The sequence below is a fragment of the Fodinibius sp. SL11 genome (assembly GCF_052060035.1).
Classification (GTDB): domain Bacteria; phylum Bacteroidota; class Rhodothermia; order Balneolales; family Balneolaceae; genus Fodinibius.
In genome coordinates this window covers 311,491-336,806 of sequence record NZ_JBPOEA010000002.1, presented here as the reverse complement: position 1 = coordinate 336,806, position 25,316 = coordinate 311,491, and the positions used below count along the sequence as shown (strand labels likewise).

The 25,316-nt window shown below is 44.3% G+C and carries 23 protein-coding genes; 13 read left to right on the top strand and 10 right to left on the bottom strand.

What is annotated here, in order from left to right:
- Positions 1 to 3: 3 nt before the first annotated feature.
- The 5 genes from ACQ76V_RS04630 (at position 4) to ACQ76V_RS04610 (ending at position 4,693) form a co-directional block, all read left to right on the top strand.
- Positions 4 to 915, top strand: a complete 912-nt coding sequence (locus ACQ76V_RS04630; RefSeq protein ID WP_440999310.1) for a DUF4835 family protein — start codon at positions 4 to 6, stop codon at positions 913 to 915.
- Positions 916 to 1,077: 162 nt separating this feature from the next.
- Complete coding sequence (locus ACQ76V_RS04625) at positions 1,078 to 1,848, top strand: electron transfer flavoprotein subunit beta/FixA family protein (RefSeq protein WP_440999309.1); 771 nt, start codon at positions 1,078 to 1,080, stop codon at positions 1,846 to 1,848.
- A gap of 91 nt (positions 1,849 to 1,939) precedes the next feature.
- Complete coding sequence (locus tag ACQ76V_RS04620; protein WP_440999308.1) at positions 1,940 to 2,914, top strand: electron transfer flavoprotein subunit alpha/FixB family protein; 975 nt, start codon at positions 1,940 to 1,942, stop codon at positions 2,912 to 2,914.
- A gap of 77 nt (positions 2,915 to 2,991) precedes the next feature.
- Positions 2,992 to 4,320, top strand: coding sequence for an FAD-dependent oxidoreductase (locus tag ACQ76V_RS04615; RefSeq protein ID WP_440999307.1), 1,329 nt, complete (start codon positions 2,992 to 2,994; stop codon positions 4,318 to 4,320).
- A 70-nt stretch (positions 4,321 to 4,390) separates the two neighbouring features.
- Entirely contained in the window at positions 4,391 to 4,693 is a 303-nt protein-coding gene (locus tag ACQ76V_RS04610; protein WP_440999306.1) for a ferredoxin family protein, read from the top strand.
- A 125-nt stretch (positions 4,694 to 4,818) separates the two neighbouring features.
- Here ACQ76V_RS04610 and ACQ76V_RS04605 read toward each other — a convergent pair whose 3' ends face one another.
- Positions 4,819 to 5,175, bottom strand: coding sequence for a carboxypeptidase-like regulatory domain-containing protein (locus ACQ76V_RS04605; protein ID WP_440999305.1), 357 nt, complete (start codon positions 5,173 to 5,175; stop codon positions 4,819 to 4,821).
- 299 nt (positions 5,176 to 5,474) lie between these two features.
- Here ACQ76V_RS04605 and ACQ76V_RS04600 point away from each other — a divergent pair, with 299 nt between their 5' ends.
- Both ACQ76V_RS04600 and ACQ76V_RS04595 read left to right on the top strand, forming a co-directional pair.
- Positions 5,475 to 6,659, top strand: a complete 1,185-nt coding sequence (locus tag ACQ76V_RS04600) for an acyl-CoA dehydrogenase family protein (protein WP_440999304.1) — start codon at positions 5,475 to 5,477, stop codon at positions 6,657 to 6,659.
- A gap of 121 nt (positions 6,660 to 6,780) precedes the next feature.
- Entirely contained in the window at positions 6,781 to 7,998 is a 1,218-nt protein-coding gene (locus ACQ76V_RS04595; protein WP_440999303.1) for an acyl-CoA dehydrogenase, read from the top strand.
- 99 nt (positions 7,999 to 8,097) lie between these two features.
- Here the strand turns inward: ACQ76V_RS04595 and ACQ76V_RS04590 are convergent, their stop codons facing one another.
- From ACQ76V_RS04590 to ACQ76V_RS04550, 9 genes are all read right to left on the bottom strand, one after another.
- Positions 8,098 to 10,059 carry a heavy metal translocating P-type ATPase gene (locus ACQ76V_RS04590; protein ID WP_440999302.1) on the bottom strand — a complete coding sequence of 654 codons (1,962 nt, stop codon included), beginning with the start codon at positions 10,057 to 10,059 and terminating at the stop codon, positions 8,098 to 8,100.
- A 19-nt stretch (positions 10,060 to 10,078) separates the two neighbouring features.
- Entirely contained in the window at positions 10,079 to 10,306 is a 228-nt protein-coding gene (locus ACQ76V_RS04585) for a heavy-metal-associated domain-containing protein (protein ID WP_440999301.1), read from the bottom strand.
- A 35-nt stretch (positions 10,307 to 10,341) separates the two neighbouring features.
- Positions 10,342 to 10,944 carry a DUF6448 family protein gene (locus ACQ76V_RS04580; protein WP_440999300.1) on the bottom strand — a complete coding sequence of 201 codons (603 nt, stop codon included), beginning with the start codon at positions 10,942 to 10,944 and terminating at the stop codon, positions 10,342 to 10,344.
- 133 nt (positions 10,945 to 11,077) lie between these two features.
- Positions 11,078 to 11,824 (bottom strand): Crp/Fnr family transcriptional regulator, encoded by a 747-nt coding sequence (locus tag ACQ76V_RS04575; protein WP_440999299.1) that lies wholly within the window; start codon positions 11,822 to 11,824, stop codon positions 11,078 to 11,080.
- A gap of 24 nt (positions 11,825 to 11,848) precedes the next feature.
- Positions 11,849 to 12,637 (bottom strand): undecaprenyl-diphosphate phosphatase, encoded by a 789-nt coding sequence (locus ACQ76V_RS04570; protein WP_440999298.1) that lies wholly within the window; start codon positions 12,635 to 12,637, stop codon positions 11,849 to 11,851.
- 55 nt (positions 12,638 to 12,692) lie between these two features.
- Complete coding sequence (locus tag ACQ76V_RS04565) at positions 12,693 to 13,121, bottom strand: hypothetical protein (RefSeq protein WP_440999297.1); 429 nt, start codon at positions 13,119 to 13,121, stop codon at positions 12,693 to 12,695.
- 116 nt (positions 13,122 to 13,237) lie between these two features.
- Entirely contained in the window at positions 13,238 to 13,750 is a 513-nt protein-coding gene (locus tag ACQ76V_RS04560; RefSeq protein ID WP_440999296.1) for a PH domain-containing protein, read from the bottom strand.
- The gene (locus ACQ76V_RS04555) at positions 13,740 to 14,771 is read right to left on the bottom strand and encodes an Atu2307/SP_0267 family LLM class monooxygenase (protein WP_440999295.1); all 1,032 of its coding nucleotides are present in this window, start codon (positions 14,769 to 14,771) and stop codon (positions 13,740 to 13,742) included. Before ACQ76V_RS04555 ends, ACQ76V_RS04560 begins: the two co-directional genes overlap by 11 nt.
- A 172-nt stretch (positions 14,772 to 14,943) precedes the next feature.
- Complete coding sequence (locus tag ACQ76V_RS04550) at positions 14,944 to 16,233, bottom strand: rhodanese-like domain-containing protein (protein WP_440999294.1); 1,290 nt, start codon at positions 16,231 to 16,233, stop codon at positions 14,944 to 14,946.
- A 174-nt stretch (positions 16,234 to 16,407) separates the two neighbouring features.
- Between ACQ76V_RS04550 and ACQ76V_RS04545 the strand changes: the two genes are divergently transcribed.
- The 6 genes from ACQ76V_RS04545 to ACQ76V_RS04520 all read left to right on the top strand — a co-directional run bounded on the left by ACQ76V_RS04545 (position 16,408) and on the right by ACQ76V_RS04520 (position 25,315).
- Positions 16,408 to 17,454: an acyl-CoA thioesterase gene (locus ACQ76V_RS04545; RefSeq protein WP_440999293.1), complete on the top strand. Its 1,047-nt coding sequence runs from the start codon at positions 16,408 to 16,410 to the stop codon at positions 17,452 to 17,454.
- 3 nt (positions 17,455 to 17,457) lie between these two features.
- The gene (locus tag ACQ76V_RS04540) at positions 17,458 to 18,144 is read left to right on the top strand and encodes a response regulator transcription factor (RefSeq protein WP_440999292.1); all 687 of its coding nucleotides are present in this window, start codon (positions 17,458 to 17,460) and stop codon (positions 18,142 to 18,144) included.
- Positions 18,131 to 19,450: a sensor histidine kinase gene (locus tag ACQ76V_RS04535; RefSeq protein ID WP_440999291.1), complete on the top strand. Its 1,320-nt coding sequence runs from the start codon at positions 18,131 to 18,133 to the stop codon at positions 19,448 to 19,450. Before ACQ76V_RS04540 ends, ACQ76V_RS04535 begins: the two co-directional genes overlap by 14 nt.
- 273 nt (positions 19,451 to 19,723) lie before the next feature.
- Complete coding sequence (locus ACQ76V_RS04530) at positions 19,724 to 20,962, top strand: TolC family protein (protein WP_440999290.1); 1,239 nt, start codon at positions 19,724 to 19,726, stop codon at positions 20,960 to 20,962.
- Between the two features lie 15 nt (positions 20,963 to 20,977).
- Positions 20,978 to 22,207 carry an efflux RND transporter periplasmic adaptor subunit gene (locus ACQ76V_RS04525; protein ID WP_440999289.1) on the top strand — a complete coding sequence of 410 codons (1,230 nt, stop codon included), beginning with the start codon at positions 20,978 to 20,980 and terminating at the stop codon, positions 22,205 to 22,207.
- An 18-nt stretch (positions 22,208 to 22,225) separates the two neighbouring features.
- The gene (locus ACQ76V_RS04520; protein WP_440999288.1) at positions 22,226 to 25,315 is read left to right on the top strand and encodes an efflux RND transporter permease subunit; all 3,090 of its coding nucleotides are present in this window, start codon (positions 22,226 to 22,228) and stop codon (positions 25,313 to 25,315) included.
- Position 25,316 lies beyond the last annotated feature (1 nt).

Genomic DNA, 25,316 nt, shown 5'->3' with positions numbered 1-25,316 from the left:
AAAATGAAAATTTCCTCTTTAAATTGGGTTACTGGATTTTTGGTGGTAATTCTACTCACAATTTGTGCTTCCCAGCCATTGTCTGCACAGGAATTAAATGCTCAGGTTACCCTAAACAAAAGCCAAATTAGCAGTACATCCCTGGATTATCTGGATAACCTCCCCCGGCAAATCGAGGAGTATATCAATCAGTTTGATTGGACCAATGCCAATTTCAGTGAAAATGAGCGCATTAATATATCCATCCAGATTAATTTATTATCAGTTGAGAATTACAATTTCGAGGCGCAAATTATTGTTCGCTCCCAGCGACCTATTTATAATACTACTCGCGGCACAGTAATCTTTCTATTTAATGATGAGCAATGGAATTTTGAATATCCTCCCAACCGAACCTTTCTTCATGACGAGCTACAATTTGATCCGCTTACAAGCTTGCTGGATTTTTACGCTTATATCCTTATAGGGTATGATTTTGACACCTTTGAAGAACTTGGAGGCACGCAATACTATCAACGGGCACAAAATATAGTCTCCCTTGCGCAATCTACTTCCGCTATCGGGTGGTCGCGCAGCAGCAATCAAACAAACAGAGCCCAGTTGCTTTCCAACCTACTACAAAATAATTATGAATCATTAAGGGCTGCCCTCTATCAATACCACAGAAAAGGGCTTGATCAGTTCTTGGATAATCCCGAAGAGGCCCGTGATCAAATTTTATCAGCATTAGAAAAAATACAGCAAGCACAGCGTAAAACGTCTGCAAACCTTCTTTTTGATATCTTTTTCAATACCAAATATCGCGAAATAGCGTCCATTTTTGAAGATGCCGCCCCACAAGTACGACTGGAAGCTTACAATTTACTCTCGAATGTTGATCAAAGTCACCTCAGCGAATACCAGAAGCTGCAATAACTTTTCAGCTTTAACATTGCTATTTAAGACTTCATACACTTTTTTATGATAAGTCTTTGTATTAGCGCGGCTACCCGCTGAATATTTAATCTCAGGTTTTGTATATTCTCGACCTAATGAGTTAAAATCTTTATCCATTCTAACCGAAAATATTTTCTTTGTATGAAATTTTACGTCTGTATTAAACAAGTCCCCGATGTGGATGCTCCCATCCAAATTAAAGACGGCAACCTGATCCAAGACACCGACCGCATGGTACTTAATGCCTACGATGCTTCGGCCGTGGAAGAAGCACTTGTTCTTGCCGAAGAACACGACGGTGAAGTGGAAGTCGTTTTGGTTGGACCTGATAAAGCCAAAGAAACCATCCGTAAAGCACTGGCTATGGGAGCCGATAAAGCCACGCATATTACTACTGAAGATGATGTTGCGTACGATTCGGCAGTATATGCCAAAATTCTGGCCACCTTTTTTAAAGATAAGGAATACGACGTACTATCCTGCGGCAAGCAGTCGCAAGACACTGATGCCGGGTTGGCAGGCAGTATGATTGCGCAACATCTCGACCTGCCCTACGCAACGAACGCGGTGGGACTGTCCGTTGAAGACAGCGAGCTTGTCGTAAAACGTCAAGGCGATTCCGGTCAAGAGATAATCGGACTTCCCCAACCCTGTCTGGTAACCTGCTCAAATGATATGAATGAGCCGCGTATTCCCAGCCTCAAAGGTATTATGCAGTCCAAGCGCAAGCCGATGGAAACGCTCTCCCTTTCGGATATGAATCTGGACGAATCGGATCTTTCTGCAAAAACAAAAGTAACCGGTTACATGGAAAAGCCGGAACGCGAACCGGGGCAAAAGTTTGAGGGAGAGCCCGATGAACTGGCCCAGAAAGTAGCACAACTGCTCGACGAAGAAGCAAATGTTATTTAGTGAGTATTGAGTAAAAAGTAATAAGTGAGAATTACTCGTTACTCATCACTCGTTCACCAAGAATTTAGACTGAAAAACAACCAATTTTACAATGAGTACTCTACTAACCCACATCGCCATAAGTGACGGAAAAATTAAAAGAGCATCGCTGGAAGTATTGTCGCACATGACCCAACTGGCCGAGGCTAATGGACATACCTCCGAAGCCGTAATTATTGATACCGAAGCTTCGGACTACGTTGATAAAGTACAAAAATATGGAGCTTCCAAAGTTTATACGGTCACAGATCCCATTTTTGAAAACCACAGAAACACTCCACTCCTTAAGGCACTTTCGAAGGTGATGGATGAAGCCGATCCCTTTGTTTTCGGCTTTGGATCAACAGAAGGCACCAAAGATATTTTAGGTGCCCTGGCAGCTAATACTGATGCAGCTGTGCTCTCGGATGTTTCGGAATTTGAGCTTACCGATAACGGTATTAAAGCTACACGCCCGGTAATGGCAGCCAAGATTTTATCTGACAATAAAGCAAGTGGCGATAACATTCTGGTGTCTGTCCGGTCCGGCTCTTATGATTTGAATGAATCTCCCACAGACGCCGAGGTGGTAAACATCGATTTCAGCTTTGATGAAAGTGATCTCAAAGCAACACTTCGTGAAATTATCGGTGCATCGGGCGATAAAATTGATCTATCCGAAGCCGAAACCATTGTAGCGGCGGGACGCGGGGCCAAGGATGATGAAGGACAAGAGTTAGTCAACGAATTAGCATCAGTCTTAAATGCTGCACTTGGTGCTTCCCGTGCTCTAACCGAAGCCGGTATTATGGATCCCAGCCTGCAAATTGGACAGACCGGAAAAGTCGTTTCTCCACAACTTTATATTGCTGTGGGAATTTCAGGTGCTATCCAACACGTAGCAGGTATGGCCAACAGTAAAGTGATTGTTGCCATTAATAAAGATCCCGATGCTCCTATTTTTGATATTGCGGATTACGGAATTGTCGGCGACCTATACAAGGTGTTACCACCTTTTATTGAAGAACTAAAAAAGATCAAAGGATAGAAATTTCAAGTTTTAAATGTTGAATTGTGAATGAACATAGCAATTCAACATTCAAAATTAATCATTCAATATTTATTATGATGGACGAAAAGTTTGACTGTATTATTGTGGGGGCGGGTATTGCCGGATTAGCAGCTGCGATGATATTAGCCCGCAATAACATGAAGTTTCTACTCATCGAAAAAGGTGAATTTGCCGGATCAAAAAATGTTTCGGGCGGGGTGCTCTGGGGCAGTGACCTGGCGAAGCTTGTCCCCGAGTACTGGAAGGAAGAAGACGGCGGCTGGGAGCGATTCATCAACCATCGCCGACTCACCTTTATGGATGAACAGTCAACCTTCTCGGTCGATTTTAAATCATCACACTTCAACGAAACACCCTATTCCGGGGTTGTAGTGCTGCGTTCAAAGTTCGATCGCTGGCTGGCCGGAAAGGTTCAGGAAGAGATCGACAACAGCGACTATGCAATGGAATCGTTCATCGCAACCAATATTAAGGTGGATGAAATCCTGATGGAAGATGACAAAGCCGTTGGTATTCGCACCGGTGAAGAAGAATTTCATGCCGATAGTGTGATCATCTCGGAAGGCGTCAACAATCTTCTTACGCGTCAGGTTGGGCTGCAGGATGACTACGTGCCGGCCGATCACATGTTAACTGGCATCAAAGAAGTCATCCGCTACGATCAAAAAGTGCTGGAAGATCGTTTTCAATTGAATGGACTCAGCGGCATGTCGAATGAGTTTGTGGGATATGCCACCGATGGTGTTGAGGGAGGAGGTTTTCTATACACCAATCGTGATACCATTTCGCTCGGCTTGGTGGCAGGCATCAAGGACATGCGCGAGAAAGAAAAAAGTCCCCATGACCTGTTAAATACTTTTAAAGAACACCCTGTTATCCAAGATACAATTAAGGGCGGGGAAGTCGTCGAATATTCTGCACATGTGGTTTCTTCAGGCGATAAGCGCGCAATGCCAAAAGAGGTTTATAAAGATGGTGTACTGTTATGCGGTGAAGCAGCTAACTTGCTGATGAATGCCGGGAAGGCTATTCAGGGTATGGATTATGCTATGCGATCGGGTATTCTGGGTGCAGAAACGATTGTTAAAGCCAAAGATCGCGGTGACTATTCGAGCAATACCTTGAAAGAATATAAAAGGGCGCTCGAGGAAAGCTACGTTATGAAAGATATTAACAGCTTTCAGGATGCTGTGCACATGCTTCATAATCCTACAATGTATCAGGATGTACCCAACCTAATATGCGATTTCGGGCGCAAGTTCTTTACCATCGATAACGAACCAACAAAGAAATCACGTGAGCTCATGAAGGAGTCTATTAAAGAGCACTCATCGTACTGGGACCTGATAAAAATCGGTTTTAAAGGAGCGAAATCGTTATAATTCAAAATGTCATATTGAATGTATTTCAGAATGACACGCGCTAATTAATGGCAAGTCATTATTTAATATTATGAAATTAATGGATCTTACAGAGCGATTAGGACTGGTCAGCTACCGCAACCAGGCAAAATCGGATATCAAGCCACATATTGAGGTGGATACCGATATCTGTAATTCAACCTGTCCGCATAAATGCACCACCTATGTTTGTCCCGCTAACTGCTATACGATGGATGAGGACGGACAAGTACATTTTCAGGTTGAGGATTGTATTGAATGTGGCACGTGCATGTATGCCTGCGATCAGGGGGCGGTAGACTGGAATTATCCCGATCCCGAAATCGGTCGTGGCGTGACGTGGAATTTCGGATAGTTTTTATTGCTAATTTCGGCGTTATATTGAAAACGGAGATGAAGTTAAAGCAGCTTGAATAAAAAAGGCCATCAATAAAAAAACTGATGGCCTTTAATCATTTTCTTAGGATTTTCGGTCTTTACTTACTCCTCATAATATTCTGATGGTTCCATTTCAATCGTAATGGTTTCTCCATCTTCACTAACCATCACACTGCTCTCCCAGGCCTGATAGCCATCAGTTTGTGCCATCACCGTGTATGTGCCTGCACTAAGTCCTTCAAAACTGAAATTACCATCAGTATCCGTTGTTGTATCCATATCTTCACCATCCAACATCACTTGCACTCCTTCTAAGGGCTGCTGGGTAGTTACATCGATCACCTGTCCTGATAATGTCACTTCTTCAGGCTGATCTTGAGCAATAGCCTCATTAGCAACTAACGTCATTCCTATTATTAGAATAAGCGCTGTAAAAAGGATCTTTTTATTAAATGTCATAACGTCCTCACTTTTTTCTTAATGAAATTTTATTGACTTGAATGAGTCAACTTTCAACATATTTAACTTGATCCTGCAACTCTTTGTTCCGTAATAACGATATATAAATAACTGTTTTTTATGTACTTAACTTTTAAAATAGTAGTGTGCCCATTAAAACCTTATTAGAATTAAATTCTGTTATCTATTTCTAATTACTGGTTTTATTAACAGCATCCATCTGCTCTTTTTTGTAAAATGCTTAACTAATTTTTTTCTATTTTAAGAAAAAGAAAATTCCAATCTATTTATTCCAGCTTATGAGTACTGAACTATTACAGGGAGCTACTGAGCTCAGTTTTGAACTTTCCGAAGAACAGCAACTGATTCGTAACAGTATCAAAGATTTTGTTGAGCGCCATGTCAAACCTGGTGTTAAAGAGCGTGATGCCAGCAAAAAATTTCCGCATGATCTTGTAAAAAAGTTAGCAGAACAAGGCTTTATGGGTATGGTCCATCCCGAAAAATTTGGCGGAGGCGGTGTGGGACACGTCAGCTTTTGCCTTGCTATTGAAGAAATTGCCCGCTGGGATGCTTCTCTGGCTTTAACAGTAGCCTCACATACTTCCCTGGGCTCCGGACATATTGCCCTGGCAGGAAATGAATCCCAAAAAGAAAAATATTTGACGCCCTTGGCCAAAGGAGAAAAACTGGGAGCCTGGTGCCTTACGGAACCCGGATCAGGCAGTGATGCTTCGGGCATGAAAACGACTGCAATAAAAAATGGAGACAAATATATTCTCAATGGCTCCAAGATTTTTATTACACAAGGCTCGGTTGGTGATATTTATGTAGTATTGGCCAAAACGGATCCCGAGAAAGGAACCAAAGGTATTAGTGCTTTTATTGTTGAAGGGAAATGGGACGGCGTGGAACCCGGCGGAAAAATGGAAAAGCTTGGTATGAACTCCAGCGATACCACAGAAGTGGTTTTTGAAGACGTGGAGGTACCGGAAGAAAATCTGCTGGGCGAACTTGGAAAAGGCTTTACTGACACGATGAAAGTACTTGACGGTGGACGCATTGGAATTGGTGCCCTGTCGGTTGGAATTGCACGCGGAGCCCTTGAGGAGTCGATGAAATATTCCGGAGAACGCAAGCAGTTTGGTTCTCCTATCGGGGACTTTCAGGCGATCGAGAACAAGATAGCAAACATGGCTACCGAAGTAGATGCCGCTCGCATGCTGGTCCACCGTGCGGCCTGGCTTAAAGACCAAGGCAAACCATTCACCAAAGAAGTTTCAATGGCGAAGCTATTTGCCTCAGAACTGGCCGTTCGTGCTGCTGATGAAGCGGTGCAAATTCACGGCGGTTATGGTTATATCAAGGAATATCACGTGGAGCGTTTTATGCGTGATGCTAAGCTGATGACCATTGGCGAAGGCACCTCCGAAGTACAACGGATGATTATCGCCCGTGAACTCAAAAAAGAGTTCTGGCGATAACCAATATTGAAAGTTAGTAAGTGAAAGGTTGAATGGTTGATACTTTTAACTTACAACCTGCAACTTTCAACCATATCACTTACCTTCGATAAAAGAAAATATCATAGAAAACAATTATCCCATGGCCAGTAACAGCTTTAACATTGACGACCCTTTTCAATTTGAATCTGAACTCTCTGAAGATGATCGCATGATCATGGAGACAGCTCGCGATTATGCGCAGAGCCAATTAGAGCCACGAGCACTAAAAGGGAATCAAGAAGAATATTTTGACAAAGATATCGCCACTGAAATGGGCGATTTGGGACTGCTCGGTTCGTATTTACCACCGAAGTATGGCGGCGTGGATGCCAGCCAAACGGCCTACGGACTCATTGCCCGTGAAGTAGAACGCGTTGATTCGGGCTATCGCTCGTTTATGTCGGTGCAGTCGTCGCTGGTAATGCTGCCTATTTTTGAATTCGGAACCGAAGAGCAGAAAGAACGTTTTCTGCCAAAATTAGCCACAGGTGAACTTATCGGTTGTTTTGGTCTTACTGAGCCGGATCACGGTTCCGATCCTGGTTCAATGAGTACCACTGCAATTAAAACGGATGACGGATGGATTTTAAACGGGGCCAAAATGTGGATTACCAATTCTCCGATTGCAGATGTAGGCATCGTGTGGGCCAAAGCCAAACAAAACAAAGACGACGAAGGAGAAATCCGTGGATTTATTGTGACCAAGGATATGGATGGTTACAGCGCACCGGCTACGAAACATAAAATGTCGCTACGTGCTTCGGAGACCGGAGAAATGGTTTTTGAGGATGTCTTTGTTCCTGATGAAAATGCTTTTCCTGATATCCGCGGGCTCAAAGGGCCGTTTACCTGTCTGAATTCTGCGCGATACGGCATTGCCTGGGGCACGGTTGGAGCGGCCGAATTCTGTTACCAGAAAGCACGAGAATATGTACTCGACCGTAAGCAGTTTGGCTACCCTATCGGGGCAAACCAGTTACCACAGACCAAGCTGGCCAACATGCTAACCGAAATTACCCAAATGCAGCTTTTGGCATGGCGGCTGGGTAAGCTAAAAGATGAGGGACGAGCTCATCACTCGATGGTATCACTGGCCAAGCGCAATAACTGCGGTACTGCGTTAGAAATAGCTCGAATATCAAGAGATATGCACGGGGCTAACGGTATCACCGGCGAATATCGCGTGATCCATCATGTAATGAATCTTGAATCCGTTAACACTTACGAAGGCACCTATGATATCCACGGCTTGATTCTGGGACGTGAAATTACTGATATCCAATCGTTTGTACCACGTGGTAATGATATGCCGGAATAATATTCTTCAGAAAAAATTTTCTGAACTTTAAAGCCTGTCAGTCCTTATAAACTGACAGGCTTTTTTCATTATTAATAACCGAGCTATTATGATTTAACTTTATATCCACCGCAATCGCATTCCGTTCAGGATAACCGCCATGACCGAGAGCTCATGAATCAACATTCCCCCTGCCATATGCACTGAGCCTAAAAACACCCCTGTCAGCAATGCTGCTACCGTAACAAGCGCTACTACCACATTTTGACGAATATTGCGCAGCGTCTTTTTAGATAGATTAAGAGCCTCCGGAATTTTCAACAGGTCGTCACTCATCAATGCTAAATCCGCCGTTTCAATTGCTACATCCGTACCTGCCACGCCCATGGCTATGCCCAAATCAGCAGTCGCCAGTGCCGGAGCATCATTGATGCCATCTCCGGTCATGGCAACTTTATGTCCTTCTTTTTGAAGTTTCTTAACCACCTCCAATTTATCTTCAGGTAGCATGCCGGCATGCACTTCATCAATTCCTGCGGCTTCAGCGACATGACATGCCGTACCAGAAGCATCCCCGGTTATCATCAACAGACGTTCGACTCCAAAATTCCGCAATTCTTGCACCATCTGTTCAGCATTGGAACGCAACGTATCCATAATGCCCAAGGCTCCAATTAACTCCCCGTTAACGGCAACCAGCACTACCGTTCTGCCAAATTCTGCCAGCTTCTCTATTTCTGCTTCAGCCTGATCATCAATGACAACTCCTTGTTCTTTGATAAACTCCGTTTGTCCAACCAGAATGTGATTTGACTGATATTCTGCTTCGATCCCCTTTCCGGTGTGAGCAGTAAACCGATCGGCTTCCAATACCTCAGAACTATTATCGGTAGCAGCTAAAATGGCATCGGCCAACGGATGTTCTGAAACTGATTCCGCTATTGCAGCCCAAGACAAGATATCTTGCTCTACATCGGAACATGATTCTTTTTCATTTTTATCAGGATTTTTTGAGCTGGCCGACAATGATTCACCTTCGAACGTTCCTCCCGCTATAACGGCAACCGGCTTAAAGTTCAACACATCTGTTACTTTTGGATTTCCTTCGGTAAGTGTCCCGGTTTTATCAAGGGCTATCGCCGTAATATTTCCGGCATTTTCAAGATACTCTCCTCCTTTGATGAGGATACCTTTCTTCGCGGCGCGACCTATGCCCGAAATAATTGAGATAGGCGTAGAAATGACAAGTGCACCGGGACAGCCAATGACCAGCAGCGTGAGGGCCAGCTCAAGATTGTGTGTTATTGCAAATGAAATTACACTTAATGCTACGATGCCCGGCGTGTACCAGATAGCAAATTGCTCAATAAATCGTTGTGTGGGTGCCTTTTCCTCCTGTGCTTCCTCTACCCGTCGGATAATTTTAGCAAGAGTCGTATCAACACCGGCATGGGTGGCACGCACTTGGATGCTCCCATTTCGGTTGATGGTCCCGGCATACACCTCGTCACCTCTCTGCTTTTCGGCCGGCATAGATTCTCCTGTGACCATGCTTTCATCTACCGTAGTGTGTCCGCTTTCCACAATACCATCCACCGGAATTTTTCCGCCCGGCTTTACCAGGATCAGTGAACCAGACTGCACTTTCCGCGCCGGAATTTCGTTCTGCTGACCATCCTCTAACACAATAGCCGTTTCCGGAGCCATATCGACGAGTTCTTTGAGCGTGCTTCGGGTTTTACTGAGCGTCCGCGCTTCGAGCCAGCCGCCCAGCAGAAATAGAAATGTTACCGCTGCCGACTCCCAATACACCCCAATTGCAAGCCCACCAACAGCTGCAATGCTCACCAGCAGCTCAATATTGGTATGCCGATTCTTCAGCCCCTGCCAGGCACGATTTACGATATCATAGCCGGCCAGCAAAGTGGCAACAATCATCATCCCATTAAAAACGACTGGAGCACTAAAAAGCCATTCGGCCGACCAGCCCATCCCAATAAATATCCCGCTTGCTATAAGTAATAGCTTCTTTCGGCTTGTCGGATTTCTGATCTTTTGCTTTAATCGATTTAATAATCTCATAACACTAATCTGTTACCCTTTAAAATTGTGATACTTTTGCTTCGTATCCCGTATCCTGAATAGCATCTATAAGATTCTGCTCAGAAACAGTCTCACTATCGTGTTCCACTTCAATTCGTCCGGTATTGAAATGGACCTTGGCCTCTTGGACACCCTTCATATTATTTAAGGTCGATTCGATGTTGCTAACACAGGATGGGCAGCTTAATTCGTCGCTTCGCAGTATTGTTTTAGTCAGTGATTCCATAGTGTTCTCGTTTTTTGATGATTAGCTTTTGTCAGTTAATTCCCGATTCCGTGTGCTGGCCCACTTTGGATGGTCTTGTACAGGCTATGGACATACACGATATATCGTACATAGGCATCCACGGCCTCACGTCCCGAAGCAACACTTTCACTCTTCTTACCTTGGGTTTCTATCGCCTGTTGATGTAGCTCCGTAACCTTTTCTTTGATCTCACTGGCAAGCATCGTGGCTACCGGTTCTACATCTCCTGACTGCAGAGCCTCTTCAGCGACGGCAATATCTTTGGGATTGGGTTGGGCCGGCTTTAATCCGGTAAAAGGCATCCCTTCGGCTTCGCGGTGTAATCGCACGGTAGTCTCCATGAAATAGCGTTCAGCTAATTCCTTGGATTCGTCGCCCTTTACATAAACCTTTCTTGCCTGTTCAAAAACTGATTTAAGTTCATCGGATTGTTTTTCCGTTACCCAGATAAGAGCGTGACCTACGTCACCGGTTTCCAGGGCTTTTCGGGCGTCCACCGCTACCGGACCGTTAATTCGATCGCAGTGTGCTTCGGCCTGTTGTGGAAACGTTAATCCCGCTAAAAAGAAAAATGCTATTAGTGCAGATAATTTTACCGTTTTTAGTTGTAACATCATGTTCTCCGTTTGTTATCATTGGTTTCTGTTCCCAATGTAACGGAGGTCTATCTGCACTAAAATGATCTGGCTCAATTAAGGGAGGATTTATTTACTATCGGGAAAAAGTAATTTTTCCTGTACTCTACCCTGACTACTCTTTGGCGATATCGGCAAGGCGATTCATATTACTAATTGCAACCCACTGACGACCTGTTTTTATTATATCGTGATCCTGAAAGTCGCTCATTATCCGACTGGCGGTCTCTGAGGAAGTTCCCGCCATATCAGCTAAATCTTTGCGTGACAGTGGAAGCTGCAGAAGCAATCCGTATGTGCTTTGTTCACCGAATTTTTCGGAAAGCATCACCAGGATATGCGCAATGCGCTTTTTAACAGTCAGAGTAGTAAGATGACGAATTTTTTCTTGGGAAGACTGTAGTCGGTCGGCCGTTATATCGAGTACGGCCACAGCAACTTTCGGATAATCATTAAGAAGCGATCGAAAGTCACTCATCCGAATAGAGAGGATACAGACATCGGTTTGCGCACGAGCGGTTTCAGAATAAATGGCCCTGCCCGTATTAGAAAGGTTCCCAAAATATTCGCCCGGTTGAAGCATATCCAACAGCACATCTTTTCCATCCATGGTGTGCCGCACCAGCTTTACGGCACCGTGGACCACAACCCGCAGCATAGTCGCCCGTTCATCCTGGTGATAAATCGTTTCTTCTGCTTGATGATGCGCTGCACTAAATTGCTGATTAATGGCTGTGAGCTCTTCTTTTTCCAAATCCTCAAAAAAGGGCACCATACTCAGCTTTTCCAGTCGCAGATCAACCGAACAGCGGTGGGAACCAAGCGAAAAATCTTTGAGAGGGGTGGTTTTGCGACCGGCCATACTTCAGGTTTAATATTTTATCTCTTAATACAAAGTAATATTAAAACCGAAAGCCAATATTAAAAACACGACCGCCAAACCGATGCGGTAATATCCAAAGTGTCGGAAACCATAGTGATCTACAATTTTGAGGAAGCCCTTAACAGCTATCCAGGCAAAGATAAAGGCAAAAACGCTTCCCAGTCCCAATAGCATAAACTGCTCCATAGAAATGGCCGAAGCCGTTTTTAAAAGGTCATACCCTGTCGCTGCTGCCATGGTAGGAATGGCCAGCAAAAAAGAAAATTCAGTTGCCTGTCGCTCGTTATAGCCAATGGCCGCGCCACCGATAATCGTTGCTGCGGCACGCGATGTACCGGGAATAAGGGCAAAACACTGAGCAATACCGATCATCAGAGCACTTTTAGTGGAGATGTCTTCCAGTTCGGCATATTGCGTTTCCCGGTTGCGGGTCCATTTATCAAGCCAGATGAGCACAAGTCCACCTAAAATAAGCATCACGCTCACTACAACGGTATTAAACAGCACCGCTTTAATCGTGTCATAAAATAGTAACCCAACAATGGAAACAGGAATAAAGGCCCAAAATAGTTTAAAGTACAACTGTAATCCGGCAAACAATTTATCTCGATACATCACCACAATGGCCAGCACCGCCGAAAGCTGGATAGAGATCTCAAATGTTTTGAGAAACTCGGTGTTTTCTAATCCTATAAGATGAGAGGCCAAGATCATGTGTCCTGTTGAGGAGATCGGTAAAAACTCGGTAATTCCCTCTATGATGCTGAGAATGATAACTTCAATGATGCTCATGCCGCCAATTATTAGATAGGAAAAGGTTTTACGTTTTAATCAGAATAAAAGAAAACTACATGCCCGGCCATGCCGACCATGGAATGCGAAGCAGGATCAGGAATAATCCCAAGCCGTAAAAAATGAGGATCTTTTTATATCGAGCGGCATCATCATCTCCACTTTTGGCCTTGGAGTAACCAATGGTAATCAACACGATACCAATAATCATGGTCAGCGGGTGCTCGAGTAAATACAGGCGCGACATGGCATCGCCCATCGCTTCCCCGGAAAATATCACATTGGGTGAGAGAAAATAGAGTACAAAGCCAATAAGTAATTGGGTATGAGCTGCAATTAAACCCACTAATGAGAGTTTACGCGAGGTTTCGCTGAATGGCTTTTTGTTGATCAAATTGATTAACGCATATCCTATAACGCCAACTAAAATAAGCAGCACCAGGTATGCAAAGCCGGAGTGCAGGTGTTGTAAACCGGTATACATATAAAAATAGGGTTTAAGTGGTTAGATTTATGAGGCTCAATGATACGAAACTGCCATTGAAACAGAAACTTAAATAAGATCAATTCTTAATAGGGATGAATTTCTCAAACCGGTTATCAACTGTCGACAAGATGATCGCCTAAAACTGACTTTATAGATGCCACAAACGCTTCTGGATCATCCGGAGAAATTACGATTTCTCCCTCTTCAGTTGTGAGCACCACCGTTTTCTCACGATGGGTCACGTACGCTTTGTAACTTTTGAGAATGCTATTTCTGAAATAGCCAACGTAGCCAAACAGTCCGCCTATCCCAAATGTTCTCACTGACCCCGTCATCGCATAAGGCTTATACGCTACACTTTTGATGTCTGATAACTCGATATCCTTCGACCAACCGAGCCGTAATATTTTGAGATGTTCATCTTCTATGTGATACCCAAATATGCCAAAACCGAGCGCTCCCAAAATAATGGACCATGTGATAAGCGTGGGAATTATTCCGGTCGAATAGTAATCGAGTCCAAGCAGCAATAATGTGACTCCACTCGTCATCAAGATAAGCAACCAGTCCCAGGGAGCTTTAAACGTCATCCTGACATCGTTCATAGTATTTAATTTATCTTTCATTAAGTGCGTTATTCACCGCCGGCTTCACTTCCGTTGCAAATAATTCAATTGATTTAAGCAATTTCTTGTGTGGAATAGAACCCACGCTCATCTGCAGCAAAAAGCGATCGTGACCAAAAATTTCGTGCTGAAACAGCACTTTGTCAATAATTTCTTGTGGATCACCAACCGCATTCGCCCCACGAAGCGTTCGGGAAGCCTCAAACTTGTCGCGCGTCATCGGTGGCCAACCGCGCTCTTCACCGATTTTATCCATCGTTACTTTGAAAGCGGGAAAAGCGATATCAGCCGCCTCCTTGGAATTTTCGGCAATAAATCCATGGGAATTGATGCTCAGTTTTGGCGGATTGTGATCGTTCTCCTCAGCTCCTCTTTTATGGATATCGGCCAGCTTCTTAAACTGCTCGGGCTGACCGCCAATAATCCCCAACGCCATCGGCAGTCCGAGTGCACCCGCCTGATAAGCTGACTTTGGCGTTCCGCCGACTGCTCTCCATACGGGAATTTTATCTTGATATGGCTGTGGATATATACCACGGCTATCGATATCGGGACGGTGCTTTCCGCTCCAAGTGACCGTTTCATTTTCACGAAGTTTCAGAAGTAGATCCAATTTTTCCTCGAATAACTCTTCATAATCCTGCAAATCGTATCCAAACAACGGAAAAGACTCCACAAAAGACCCGCGACCCACCATAATTTCAGCCCGTCCTTTGGAAAGCTGATCAATCGTCGCAAACTGCTGATACGCCCGAACGGGATCTTCGGATCCCAAAACCGTAACTGCGCTACTGAGGCCAATCTGTTTGGTGCGCGATGCTGCTGCAGCAAGAATGGTTGTCGGTGATGACGATAAATATTCCTCGCGATGGTGCTCTCCAATACCAAATAGGTCGAGCCCGGCCTCATCGGCCAATTCAATTTCTTCCATTAGGTTTTCAAACCGCGCGGCGGGCGTAAGCATGCGATCCAGCTGGGGATGCGGAGTATTTTCAACAAAAGTATAAATGCCAAACTCCATAGGTGATTCCTTGTGTCCTTAATTAATTTAATGTTAAATTAACTGTTTAGTAATGTAACCAAAAATCAGCTGTTCGAATTCCATAGATACCTTTAGATAAAACCCGAATTACTAAACTATTGGTAATGATTATCAGTTAACATTTGGGCAAAAAAAGTACACACATGCCTCCCTACTCCGGCTCACCGGTGCCTATCGGATTTTTAGGATCGCTGCTCCACTCGTACCATCCGCCATCATATACCGAAACCTTCGGCCACCCCATTAGGTATGCATTCCAGAAAGCTTCGCTTCCCCGCCAGCCGGTCCCACAGTAGAAAGCTAATTTTTTGTCGGGCGTTAGCCCCTCTTCTATCCAATTTTGTGCTACTTCCTGATATTCACGCATGGTGTGATCAAAATTTCTATAATTTTCCATGTGATAAGCATCGCTGCCACAGTTACCAAATACGGCTCCGGGAATACGTCCCTTGTTCTCAATGTAGTGATAGCCGCTACGTTCTCCGATAAATTCCGGCCAGCTCCGAACGCTAACCAGCTCTGCATCTTCCGAAGCCAAATACTCTTTGGCCTCTGGTGTGTCAATCATGATTTCCGGACGACCAGGTATTTCAATCCCAAAATCATCGATAGGTTTTGGATCTACTTCTTCAGTTGAAAGCTTATATCCTGCATCCTCCCATGAAGTAATCCCGCCATTTAAAATACGGACATCCTGAACACCGGCATAGAGCAAAATGGCAGCACTGCGCATAGCTCCCAGATGTCCCGCACTTTTCCCGGGAAAACGTTCCTCGTCATACACCGGCGCCGAAAAACGTCCATACACCACCACGGTGGTATCATAATGAATTCCCAGGCTTTCCAGCCGTGTCCGCAGTTCTTCTGGCGTACGGCGATTCCAGTTCTCCGTCGACTCCAGCCAATTCGTATCCAATGCAATCGCACCTGGGATGTGTCCCTTTTTATAATCCTCGGGATAGCCATAATGCGAATGGCAAATCACAAAATCATCATTGTCATACTCTTGGGGATTATTCCCCTCGATAAGCTGTTTCACCCACTCCGGATGCACCAGCTGTTTGTATCGTTCAAGCCGGTGTAGCGGTAAATCCTCATCAACAATCCACTCCGTCAAAAACTTATTATAAACACGAAGGTCATCATACCCCAGATCCAGTAATTTTTCCGCCATGGATCGCGCCTCCTCTTTCTCATACCCATACACCACTACGGGTGCACTTTTTTTGATATTTTTTTCATCCAGCACTTCAACCCAATCCATGTACCGGGTCCACTTCAGAGGAATACTTTTAGCGTTTGGTATATGACCGCCCCTATTTTCATCTCGAAGCCGCCAGCCGTTATAGGCAGCAATAGGTCTTACATCCAAAACCGTTCCTAAACTCTTATTGACAAACCTCTGTAACTGATCCGTTGAAACCACAGGTACGTTGTCCATATAATACATTTTACCTTAATCTTTTAAACAAGCACAGATTATTGATATCACTTTACAATAACAATCTCGAGTTATCAGGATTATTTATTCTATACATCAACACTACGTATATTTAAAAGTACCAACAGATTTCTATATTTATTCAATTCCAATGTATTAACAAAAACGATATCTATGCGCCCACTCGATACTTCCATCGAACGCACGCTCCCTTTTAGCAGAGACAAGAAGCTGCGTAAAAAATTCATGATTGTTGACAAAGATATCCCCGGTAATATCAGGTGGGGTCGTCTGCTTGAGGAGCTCGATAAAATTGCCGAAGATATCGCCCTTGATTATGTGCATCAGTTTGAGCCTGAAGGCCGTGTGGTTACCGCTGCAGTGGATGATATTGCCCTGCATGTTCCCGGAGATATCACCGAAGATGTATATTTACGTGCTCGCATCAATTATGTGGGACGAACTTCGATGGAGGTCGGTATTCGCGTGGATCAAGATAAAGAGGCCGATCAGTCGCTTGCCGCCTGCTATTTCACGATGGTAGCACGCAAAGGTGAAGGCGATGAGGCCGAAAGCCTGCCCATTCCACCACTTGAATATGAAAGCGACATTGAGAAGCAGCGATACGAGGCCGCTATTGAGCGACGCAAAAAATACCGTGAGCAGATTGATGCACTCGATGAACCGCCCAGCAAGGAAGAATATCAGATGCTCCGAGAGCTACACAAAGCCCAGGAAAGAGAAGATTTTGAGGGATTGCTGGCTGGCAAGCAGATCCGTAATAGCGTAGAACGAATGTATCCAAATTTGGAAAATGTGCCACAAAAAATATTCGGGGGCTACGTTATCCGCAGGGCGTTTGAACTTGCCCTTATTCAGGCTGAGGAAATCATGCCCGACCGCCCCATTTTTGTCCGCGTAAACCGGATCAATTTTCTGCAGCCCATCCGCATTGGGGACAAGCTCGACTTTACCAGCCGCGTCGTCTATACCGGCGATACTTCAATGACGATTGAAATTGATATCGAGCGCACCAGTATGGACAAGGTGACTAAAGCACTGTCGAACACCTGTGTGTTTACCTTTGTAAATGTGGACGAAAATCTTAATCCTAAGCCGGTGCCCGATGTCTACCCTACCACCTATGCCGAAGATGAACGCTACCTGAAAGCCCACCGGCGACGAATCGAACATCATCAAATGCAACAACAAAACAATTAACATATGCGCGCGCTGATTGTTGAAGATGAACCGCTGCTAATTGAAGACCTTGAAGAGTGTCTGCTCGAAGAACAATTTAATGTTGATTCGGCTCAAAAGCTGACCAAAGCTTCAGATCTCGTAGCAGCAGAAGAATACGATCTTATTTTATTGGATCTGGGGTTGCCCGACGGCGACGGCCTTGACCTACTCCAAACGATTAAAAGTGATCACAAAGAAACTGCTGTTATTATCATCACGGCCCGCGGGGAAACCGAGGATAAAGTTAAAGGGCTGGAGCTGGGTAGCGACGATTATCTGGCCAAACCCTTCCCCATTGCCGAATTGAGAGCCCGCATTCATGCGGTAATGCGCAGAAAATATAACCTTAGCGATAATCAAATTGCGGCGGGTCCGTTGAAACTCAATTTGGACCACATGAAGGTGCAGGTTGATGATAAACCGCTGGACGTCACAGAAACTGAGTACAAAATACTCCGCTACCTGATGCTTAATAAAAATAAAACCATCACCCGGATTGCACTTGCCGAACACATTTGGGGAAGCAAAATTGATGATCGTTTCTCCCTGAATTTTATTAATTCTCACATGAAAAATGTCCGTAAAAAATTAAATACGGCCGGGGTGGAGAATCTCATTAAAACAGTGTATGGTGTGGGATACAAACTGACGACTTATGAAACTGAATAACAAAATACTACTGAGTAATACCGCTTTAACGCTGGTTGTTTTTGCCCTTACTGTGGTCGGCATCTATTACCTTGTGAATTCTTCCGTATACGGTGAGCTCGATAATCACCTGCTGCAACACAAAATTGATATCATTAATCAAATTGACGAAAACGCCTCCAGCCTTGAAGACATCAAAAAGCTGGGCATTCTTGGCTCTTACGAATGGATCGAAATTCAAAAATATGATGGTGCTATTGCCCCACATGAAAATCAATTTTCGACAATCGATACCCTTCGAAACCCAACCAAAGAAGTGGAGGAAAAATCCTATCGGCGGCTGACCACAGCCATCAATGTCAACGATACCTATTATACCGTACGATTGTATGAGGAAGTTGCCTCTTGGGAACATATCAGCAGAACGATATTACTGAGCATACTGGCGGGATTGCTGATCTGGATTCTGCTACTCTATATCCTCAATCAATTTGTGCTGGATAAAATTCTTACGCCCTTTTACCAAACCGTTTCTACGCTCGAACATATCTCCGACCCGTCTGACCTCGAGGAATCCTTCCCCGAAACCAGTACCTATGAAATAAACGTTTTAAATCGAGCTCTTAACTCCATGATGCAGCATATTCGCTCATCGTTTGAGGATCAAAAACAGTTTATTCAGAATGCCTCCCATGAATTATTGACTCCACTTTCTATTATCCGGCAAAAAGCGGAGAAAATTCTTTCGAATGCAGATGCCCTCGATGAAAAAACCACTAAAGCAGCCGGCAATATTCAGGATACAGCCGTGCGGCTGAGTCGCCTGAGCAACGCTTTGCTACTCATAAGTCGTGTAGAAAACCGGCAGTATTCGCTCGATGAAGATGTCGAAATTACGGCTATTGCCGAAAATGTTATGAATGAGCTCAGTGATTTTATTGAGATGAAGCAACTCACGATGCATAAAGAGTTTGACTGCACGATTAAAGTAAAGGGCAACAGCGAATTAATTCAGGCGGCCATCTATAATATCATTCAGAATGCAATTAAGTATACGCCAAGCGGTGCTTCTATTATCCTCAGAACAAGCTGTGATGAGGAACAACGTATCTTTTCTGTACTGGATGAAGGCCCAGGCATTCCACAAGAGTTTATTGATTCGGTCTTTGATCGGTTTCAAAAAACACAAAATCACACCCATGGTTTTGATGATAACAGTCCCGGTTTGGGACTCTCCATTGTCCAAAGCATCTGTCGACTGCATGATTTCAATTGTTCGGCCCGTAATCGCCCGGACAAAGGAGCCAAAGTTTCCATCCAGTTTTAAATCCAAGACTATACATATAAAATCAACAATTAGTCATTGATTGGCAGCCCTCGAATTTAACTGCATCTCTTTTTTCCAAAAATTTCCCTTACCATGACTTCCATCTCTTGAGATCTCTTTCAAGAGAGCAGACCATAGTATTTCCTTGATATGGCGAATAAAGGGTCTCAAAAAGTATAGGTTCCAAATCCATATTCTCTACAGATTTGATTATTACCTTAGTCCACAGAACAACTACGCATAGTCGCGTTTAAACGGACAAAGAAATACGTAATGATTTTTTCTGTAATAATTGCACTGCTTGTTTCATTTCAACCCACTCCGCAAGATACAACGGACCTTAACAATTTGAGTGTTGGTAAGGCCCTTAATATTGCCTACGAACACAGTCCACAGGTAAACCAGCTAAAAAATAGTATTGAAGCCCAAAAACAACAGGCCGGTCTAAGTCTGGGCATTAAAAATCCTACTGTTACCTATGCCAAGGAAGGCATTGGTCAGGGTACTTTTGGAGAACAGCGCTGGATCGTTTCACAATCATTGGACTTTCCCTTAACCGGCTACTATCGGGTAAAAAGCGAACGTGCTAATACCAGTTCGCTGGAACTCCGACTACAGGCATTGAAACTTCAGCTCAAGGCCAATGTGAAATCTGCCTATACCAAGCTTGCCTATGCTATTGAATCGAGCCACCTGGCACAAGAGCGGGTGCAACTGTTAAAAAACTTGCGAAATGCGGCACAAGCTCGGTCCGATCTCGGTGAATCCTCCGAAATTGACGCCATGCAGGCCGATCTTCAGCTTACCGAAGCACAAAATAATATGGAGAAAGCCTACCAGCAGATTATGGAGGCACGCTACAATTTATTTGAGACGATTGGGCTGGATGAGGAGCAACAAACTTATGAAATCGGCTTCCCCGATACACTGCATTATGTAGAAGTAAATATTAACCAAGAGGAAGTCCTTCAACAATTAGAAAGCCATCCACAACTGCAGCAAATAAATAAAGAACAGCTTGCTGCTTCCTATCAGACAAAAGCCGCCAAAAGCAGTTATCTGCCTGACCTAAATGTTATGTACTACCGGCAGGATTTTGGCAATGGTTTTGATTTCAACGCTTTTGAAATCGGAGTGAGCGTGCCCCTTTGGTTCGGCATAAACCAGTCTAACAAAGTGCAACAGTCGAAAGCAGAATATCGCAGAGTCGAATGGAAACACCGTGAAGAACAACTTTCCATCAAAAAACAGGCTGAGCAAGCCTGGCACGGCTATGAAACTACACGCGCCAACGTAATTCGATATCGCAAATCTATCCAAGAAAAATCAAAACAGTTGGTAGATATGACACAAAAAGGGTACCGACTCGGTGAGCTGGATCTGCTTACCCTGCTGGAAGCCCAGCGAACGTACCTGCGAACACAGCAATCGTATTACGAAACACTGAGAGATTATTATCTGCAAGTGATCGAACTCGAGAAATATCTGCAAACAGATATCATATTTAATTAAAATCCAGCATCTATTATGAACGTTTTGTCATCACAAAAAATAAATTCATCCATTAAATCTGCGGGACTGATTCTGTTGTCTCTTCTTTTTCTTGGAAGTTGCAGCTCGGATACCAGTCCGGAAGGGACTACTACTGATCCGGGAACACCCCCTTCCCTTTCGGAAAAAGGAACCCAGGAGCAGGTGGTGCGGCTCACCGAGCAACAAGTCGAAGACCTCAATATTAAAGTTTATGCCGTAGAAAAAGATCAAATTAATTTCTCAATTAATGCGCCAGGACAAGTTTTTGCGGCCCCGGAACGCATTTCTGTGGTTAGCTCTCCTATTAACGGAAGGGTATCTAAAATTTATGCCCACGAGGGAGACCGGGTGCAAAAGGGAGATCCCCTACTAACTTTGGAAAGTCTGGAATTTGCCAACTTGGTTGGTGATTATTTGGAAGCAACCGCTGAAGTCACCTATCAAGAACAACAGGTAGAACGCCTGAAAGTGTTAACGGAAGAAAAGATTAGCCCGGAACGCACCCTTCAACGATCACAAGCCGACCTCCGAAGAGCAATGACGAAACAGAGTGCTTCTTTAGCTCGGCTTCGTGCTGTGGGTATTACAAGCAATGAGGTTCAAAATTGGGATCCTTTTACCTCGGACCCAAAATCTCAACTCACGATTCATGCCCCCATTTCAGGTGTATTAAATCAGCATCTGATAGATCTTGGAGAATCCGTCAACTCCTATGACAAACTCTTGGATATCATTGATAATACCGAAGTTCTTGTTAAAGGCTTTGTTTCAGCAGCAGACGCCCCCTTTGTGCGTGAGGGTACCCCCGTTGTAATTACCGAAAAAACAGAAGGCAGTACGCCTCAAAAAAAGAGAATTGAATCGACGGTTGGCTCGGTCAATCCGGCTCTGGACGAAGCAAACAAATCCATCGTGCTTAACAGCATTGTACCGACTCAGAACAACTGGCCTATCGTGGGTCAGAGTGTACGGATGAATTACGCCGCACAACCCTCAGATTCAAGTTTTACGATTCCCCTTTCTGCTATTCAATTTGAACAACAAGATGCTGCTGTTTTTGTACAGCGTTCTCCGCGAGAATATGTAAAGAGGATCGTCGAGGTTGAACGTATGACTAATGATCGTGCCGTCATAGGTTCAGGACTAAAACCGGGAGAAAAGATCGCAGTGAGCCAGGTTTTCAGCCTTAAAGCATTAGAACGTTTCGAACAATTTGCCGACTAACCTACAGTTTCGCCTACTATGTTAAACAGAGTTATCGATTTTAGTTTAAAACAGAAATTTGTAGCCCTTGCCCTGGTCTTGCTGATGGCTGTTGGGGGCGTGTTTTCATTATCAAATATCCCAATAAATTCTCAACCTGATGTTACTCCGGTTCAAGTACTGGTCATTACTAAAGCCGGTCAATACTCTCCCTATGATGTAGAACGGTTGGTGAGCTATCCCATAGAGACCTCGATGAACGGGCTTCCAAATGTTAAAGAAGTTCGCTCCATTTCACAGTTTGGCTTGTCAGCAGTAACCATATTGTTTGAAGAGGGTACAGACATTTATTTTGCCCGTCAACAGGTAAGCCAGCGTGTCCAAAGTATTGCAGGCGAACTGCCTGAAGGAGTATCCACCCCCAATTTGGGTCCCATATCTACCGCTATGGGCGAAATTGTTCAGTATGAGGTAAAAGGCAAAAACCATACTCTTACCGAACTCCGCACTATTCAGGATTGGCTGATTGCCCCTCAATTAAAAACGGTTGATGGAGTAACCGAAATCAACTCGTTCGGAGGCTTTGTAAAGCAGTATGATGTATCAGTAGATCCTGATAAGCTAAGGAACTTTGGCATTGGCCTAAAGGATGTTACCGACGCTATTAAAAACAATAACAGCGTATCCGGAGGTAATTTTCTTGAACACAACCGGGAACAGTATATTATCCGGGGTTTTGGGCAAATTTCCAATGCCGATAATATCGAGAACATCATTGTTAAACGATCGGAAGATCGTCCCATCTATGTTAAAGACATTGCAGATGTAAATATTGGCAAACAACTGCGACAAGGCGCGGTAACCCGCGATGGACAGGGAGAGATCGTCACCGGTATTGTAATGATGCTTCGCGGAGGAAATGGCCGCAAAGTAATCCAGGATATGGACCAAAAAATTGACGAGGTCAATAAAAGTTTACCCGAGGGGGTAACAATTGAAAAATTTTATGATCAATCTGATCTCGTTGACCGTACGACCGACACCATTATTACCAACCTGGTAGAGGGTGGGTTCTTTGTGATTGCCGTGTTGCTACTCTTACTCGGTGAAATTACCGGTGCCCTCATCGTTGCAGCGGTAATACCGTTGTCTATGCTCTTTGCATTTATTGGAATGGATCAGTTGGGACTTGCCGCAAACCTTATGAGTTTGGGAGCCATTGACTTTGGTATGGTCGTCGATGGATCGGTAGTGATGGTGGAGAATATTGTAGAGAAACTGAACAGCGATAAAACGGAAAAATCAAAACTGAAGATCATTCGGGAGGCCGCTCATGAAGTAGCCCGTCCTATTTTCTTTGGGGTCTTAATTATCCTGATGGTATATGTCCCCGTAATGACTTTTTCGGGAATGGAAGGTATTCTATTTCGACCCATGGCTATAACCGTGGGAGCTGCGGTTCTGGGATCGCTTATTTTAGCCTTGGTTTATGTGCCTGCTATATCAGCTCTTGTATTTCGTAATGGAGTGAAAACGCGTAAAAACTATGTCATTAACTGGCTAAAGCCTCGCTATGAAAAATTTCTCAAGCAAAGTCTGAATAAAAAGGGCATCATTGTGGGTTCTGCTGTAGCAATATTTGGTATTTCCATTGCAATAATGCCCTTCCTTGGCACCCAGTTTTTACCGGAGTTAGATGAGGGATCCATACTCATCGAGCAAATCCGCATGCCTTCGGTAACACTGGATGAATCCGTAAACAATGCCAACTGGTTGGCCGGCAAAATCAAAAAGAACATTCCTGAAGTCAAAACGGTTGTACCTAAAACAGGACGATCAGATCTTGCCAATGACTGGATGGGTATTCACCAAACGGATGTTTGGGTAGTGCTGCAGCCTCGTGAGCAGTGGCGTGATGGAATCAGTAAACAAGATATTATCGAAAGTATTCGCCCCTACCTGGAAACTGAGCCGGGTCTATCCTACAACTTTACCCAACCTATCGCCATGCGTGTGGATGAGTTAACGAGTGGGGTCAAATCTGATATTGCGGTGAAAATATTCGGTGAAAAGCTTGATACCCTCAATGCCGTGGGACAAAAAATATCAGGACTACTCAGTGACCTTAAGGGGACCGATAATTTTATCATGGAGCAGAGTAGCGGACAACCCTATTACAATATTCAAATTGATCGTGAAGCAGTAGCCACCTATGGGCTCAATGTAAATGAAGTTCAAAGTGTGATTGAAACAGGTATAGGCGGGAGTACAGCCGGGCAGATTTTTGAAGGCCAGCGCCGCTTTGATATCAGGGTGCGTCTTCCTGAAAACCTGAGAAAGGATTTTCAGGACATTATGGATGTTCCCATACAGCTACCCAACGGTGGATATATTCCGCTTAAAGAAGTCGCCAATATTAATGCTGAAGAAGGCCCCCGGCAAATTTCTCGAGAAAACGGATGGAGGCGTGCCATACTGGGAATAAATATCAAAGATATTGATATCGGTACCTACGTATCCAATTTAAGAGAGGCCATCAATGAGAATATTGATATCCCGGCCGGATACTTTCTGCAATACGGTGGAACGTTTGAAAACCAGCAGCGAGCTATGAATCACCTCTACATCGTGGTACCCATTTCGTTATTAATTATTATTGGGTTGCTTTATATGATGTTTGGCAAGTTCAGATTTACCCTGTTGATATTTCTCAACCTCCCGATGGCCTTATCCGGAGGTATTTTCATGCTCTGGATGAGAGGACTCTACCTCTCTGTATCAGCCAGCATCGGTTTTGTGGCCCTGTTCGGGGTGGCCGTGCTCAACGGTATTGTTCTGGTCTCTCATTTGAATGATCTGAGGAGAGAAGGACAAGACCTCAAAACAGCCGTCATCCAAGGAGCCAGCGACCGTTTACGTCCCGTACTGATGACCGCCCTGGTAGCCAGCCTCGGATTTATCCCGATGGCCTTTAACACTGGGCCCGGTTCCGAAGTACAACGTCCGTTGGCCTCGGTAGTGGTCGGGGGTCTTGTTACAGCAACACTGCTTACGCTGCTGGTATTACCCACCGTCTATCATTGGATGGAAAAAGGAAAAGAACTAGTATCGGAGGAGGAATCCTTCTAAA

What these genes read in the sequence shown, in the direction of transcription:
- ACQ76V_RS04625 (WP_440999309.1), top strand. Translation starts at nt 1,078, where the DNA reads ATGAAATTTTACGTCTGTATTAAACAAGTCCCCGATGTGGATGCTCCC.
- ACQ76V_RS04560 (WP_440999296.1), bottom strand. Translation starts at nt 13,750, where the DNA reads ATGAAAGATAAATTAAATACTATGAACGATGTCAGGATGACGTTTAAA.
- ACQ76V_RS04530 (WP_440999290.1), top strand. Translation starts at nt 19,724, where the DNA reads ATGATTTTTTCTGTAATAATTGCACTGCTTGTTTCATTTCAACCCACT.
- ACQ76V_RS04575 (WP_440999299.1), bottom strand. Translation starts at nt 11,824, where the DNA reads ATGGCCGGTCGCAAAACCACCCCTCTCAAAGATTTTTCGCTTGGTTCC.
- ACQ76V_RS04580 (WP_440999300.1), bottom strand. Translation starts at nt 10,944, where the DNA reads ATGATGTTACAACTAAAAACGGTAAAATTATCTGCACTAATAGCATTT.
- ACQ76V_RS04605 (WP_440999305.1), bottom strand. Translation starts at nt 5,175, where the DNA reads ATGACATTTAATAAAAAGATCCTTTTTACAGCGCTTATTCTAATAATA.
- ACQ76V_RS04570 (WP_440999298.1), bottom strand. Translation starts at nt 12,637, where the DNA reads ATGAGCATCATTGAAGTTATCATTCTCAGCATCATAGAGGGAATTACC.
- ACQ76V_RS04535 (WP_440999291.1), top strand. Translation starts at nt 18,131, where the DNA reads ATGAAACTGAATAACAAAATACTACTGAGTAATACCGCTTTAACGCTG.
- ACQ76V_RS04555 (WP_440999295.1), bottom strand. Translation starts at nt 14,771, where the DNA reads ATGGAGTTTGGCATTTATACTTTTGTTGAAAATACTCCGCATCCCCAG.
- ACQ76V_RS04630 (WP_440999310.1), top strand. Translation starts at nt 4, where the DNA reads ATGAAAATTTCCTCTTTAAATTGGGTTACTGGATTTTTGGTGGTAATT.
- ACQ76V_RS04550 (WP_440999294.1), bottom strand. Translation starts at nt 16,233, where the DNA reads ATGGACAACGTACCTGTGGTTTCAACGGATCAGTTACAGAGGTTTGTC.
- ACQ76V_RS04610 (WP_440999306.1), top strand. Translation starts at nt 4,391, where the DNA reads ATGAAATTAATGGATCTTACAGAGCGATTAGGACTGGTCAGCTACCGC.
- ACQ76V_RS04595 (WP_440999303.1), top strand. Translation starts at nt 6,781, where the DNA reads ATGGCCAGTAACAGCTTTAACATTGACGACCCTTTTCAATTTGAATCT.
- ACQ76V_RS04565 (WP_440999297.1), bottom strand. Translation starts at nt 13,121, where the DNA reads ATGTATACCGGTTTACAACACCTGCACTCCGGCTTTGCATACCTGGTG.
- ACQ76V_RS04545 (WP_440999293.1), top strand. Translation starts at nt 16,408, where the DNA reads ATGCGCCCACTCGATACTTCCATCGAACGCACGCTCCCTTTTAGCAGA.
- ACQ76V_RS04600 (WP_440999304.1), top strand. Translation starts at nt 5,475, where the DNA reads ATGAGTACTGAACTATTACAGGGAGCTACTGAGCTCAGTTTTGAACTT.
- ACQ76V_RS04590 (WP_440999302.1), bottom strand. Translation starts at nt 10,059, where the DNA reads ATGAGATTATTAAATCGATTAAAGCAAAAGATCAGAAATCCGACAAGC.
- ACQ76V_RS04520 (WP_440999288.1), top strand. Translation starts at nt 22,226, where the DNA reads ATGTTAAACAGAGTTATCGATTTTAGTTTAAAACAGAAATTTGTAGCC.
- ACQ76V_RS04525 (WP_440999289.1), top strand. Translation starts at nt 20,978, where the DNA reads ATGAACGTTTTGTCATCACAAAAAATAAATTCATCCATTAAATCTGCG.
- ACQ76V_RS04620 (WP_440999308.1), top strand. Translation starts at nt 1,940, where the DNA reads ATGAGTACTCTACTAACCCACATCGCCATAAGTGACGGAAAAATTAAA.
- ACQ76V_RS04585 (WP_440999301.1), bottom strand. Translation starts at nt 10,306, where the DNA reads ATGGAATCACTGACTAAAACAATACTGCGAAGCGACGAATTAAGCTGC.
- ACQ76V_RS04615 (WP_440999307.1), top strand. Translation starts at nt 2,992, where the DNA reads ATGATGGACGAAAAGTTTGACTGTATTATTGTGGGGGCGGGTATTGCC.
- ACQ76V_RS04540 (WP_440999292.1), top strand. Translation starts at nt 17,458, where the DNA reads ATGCGCGCGCTGATTGTTGAAGATGAACCGCTGCTAATTGAAGACCTT.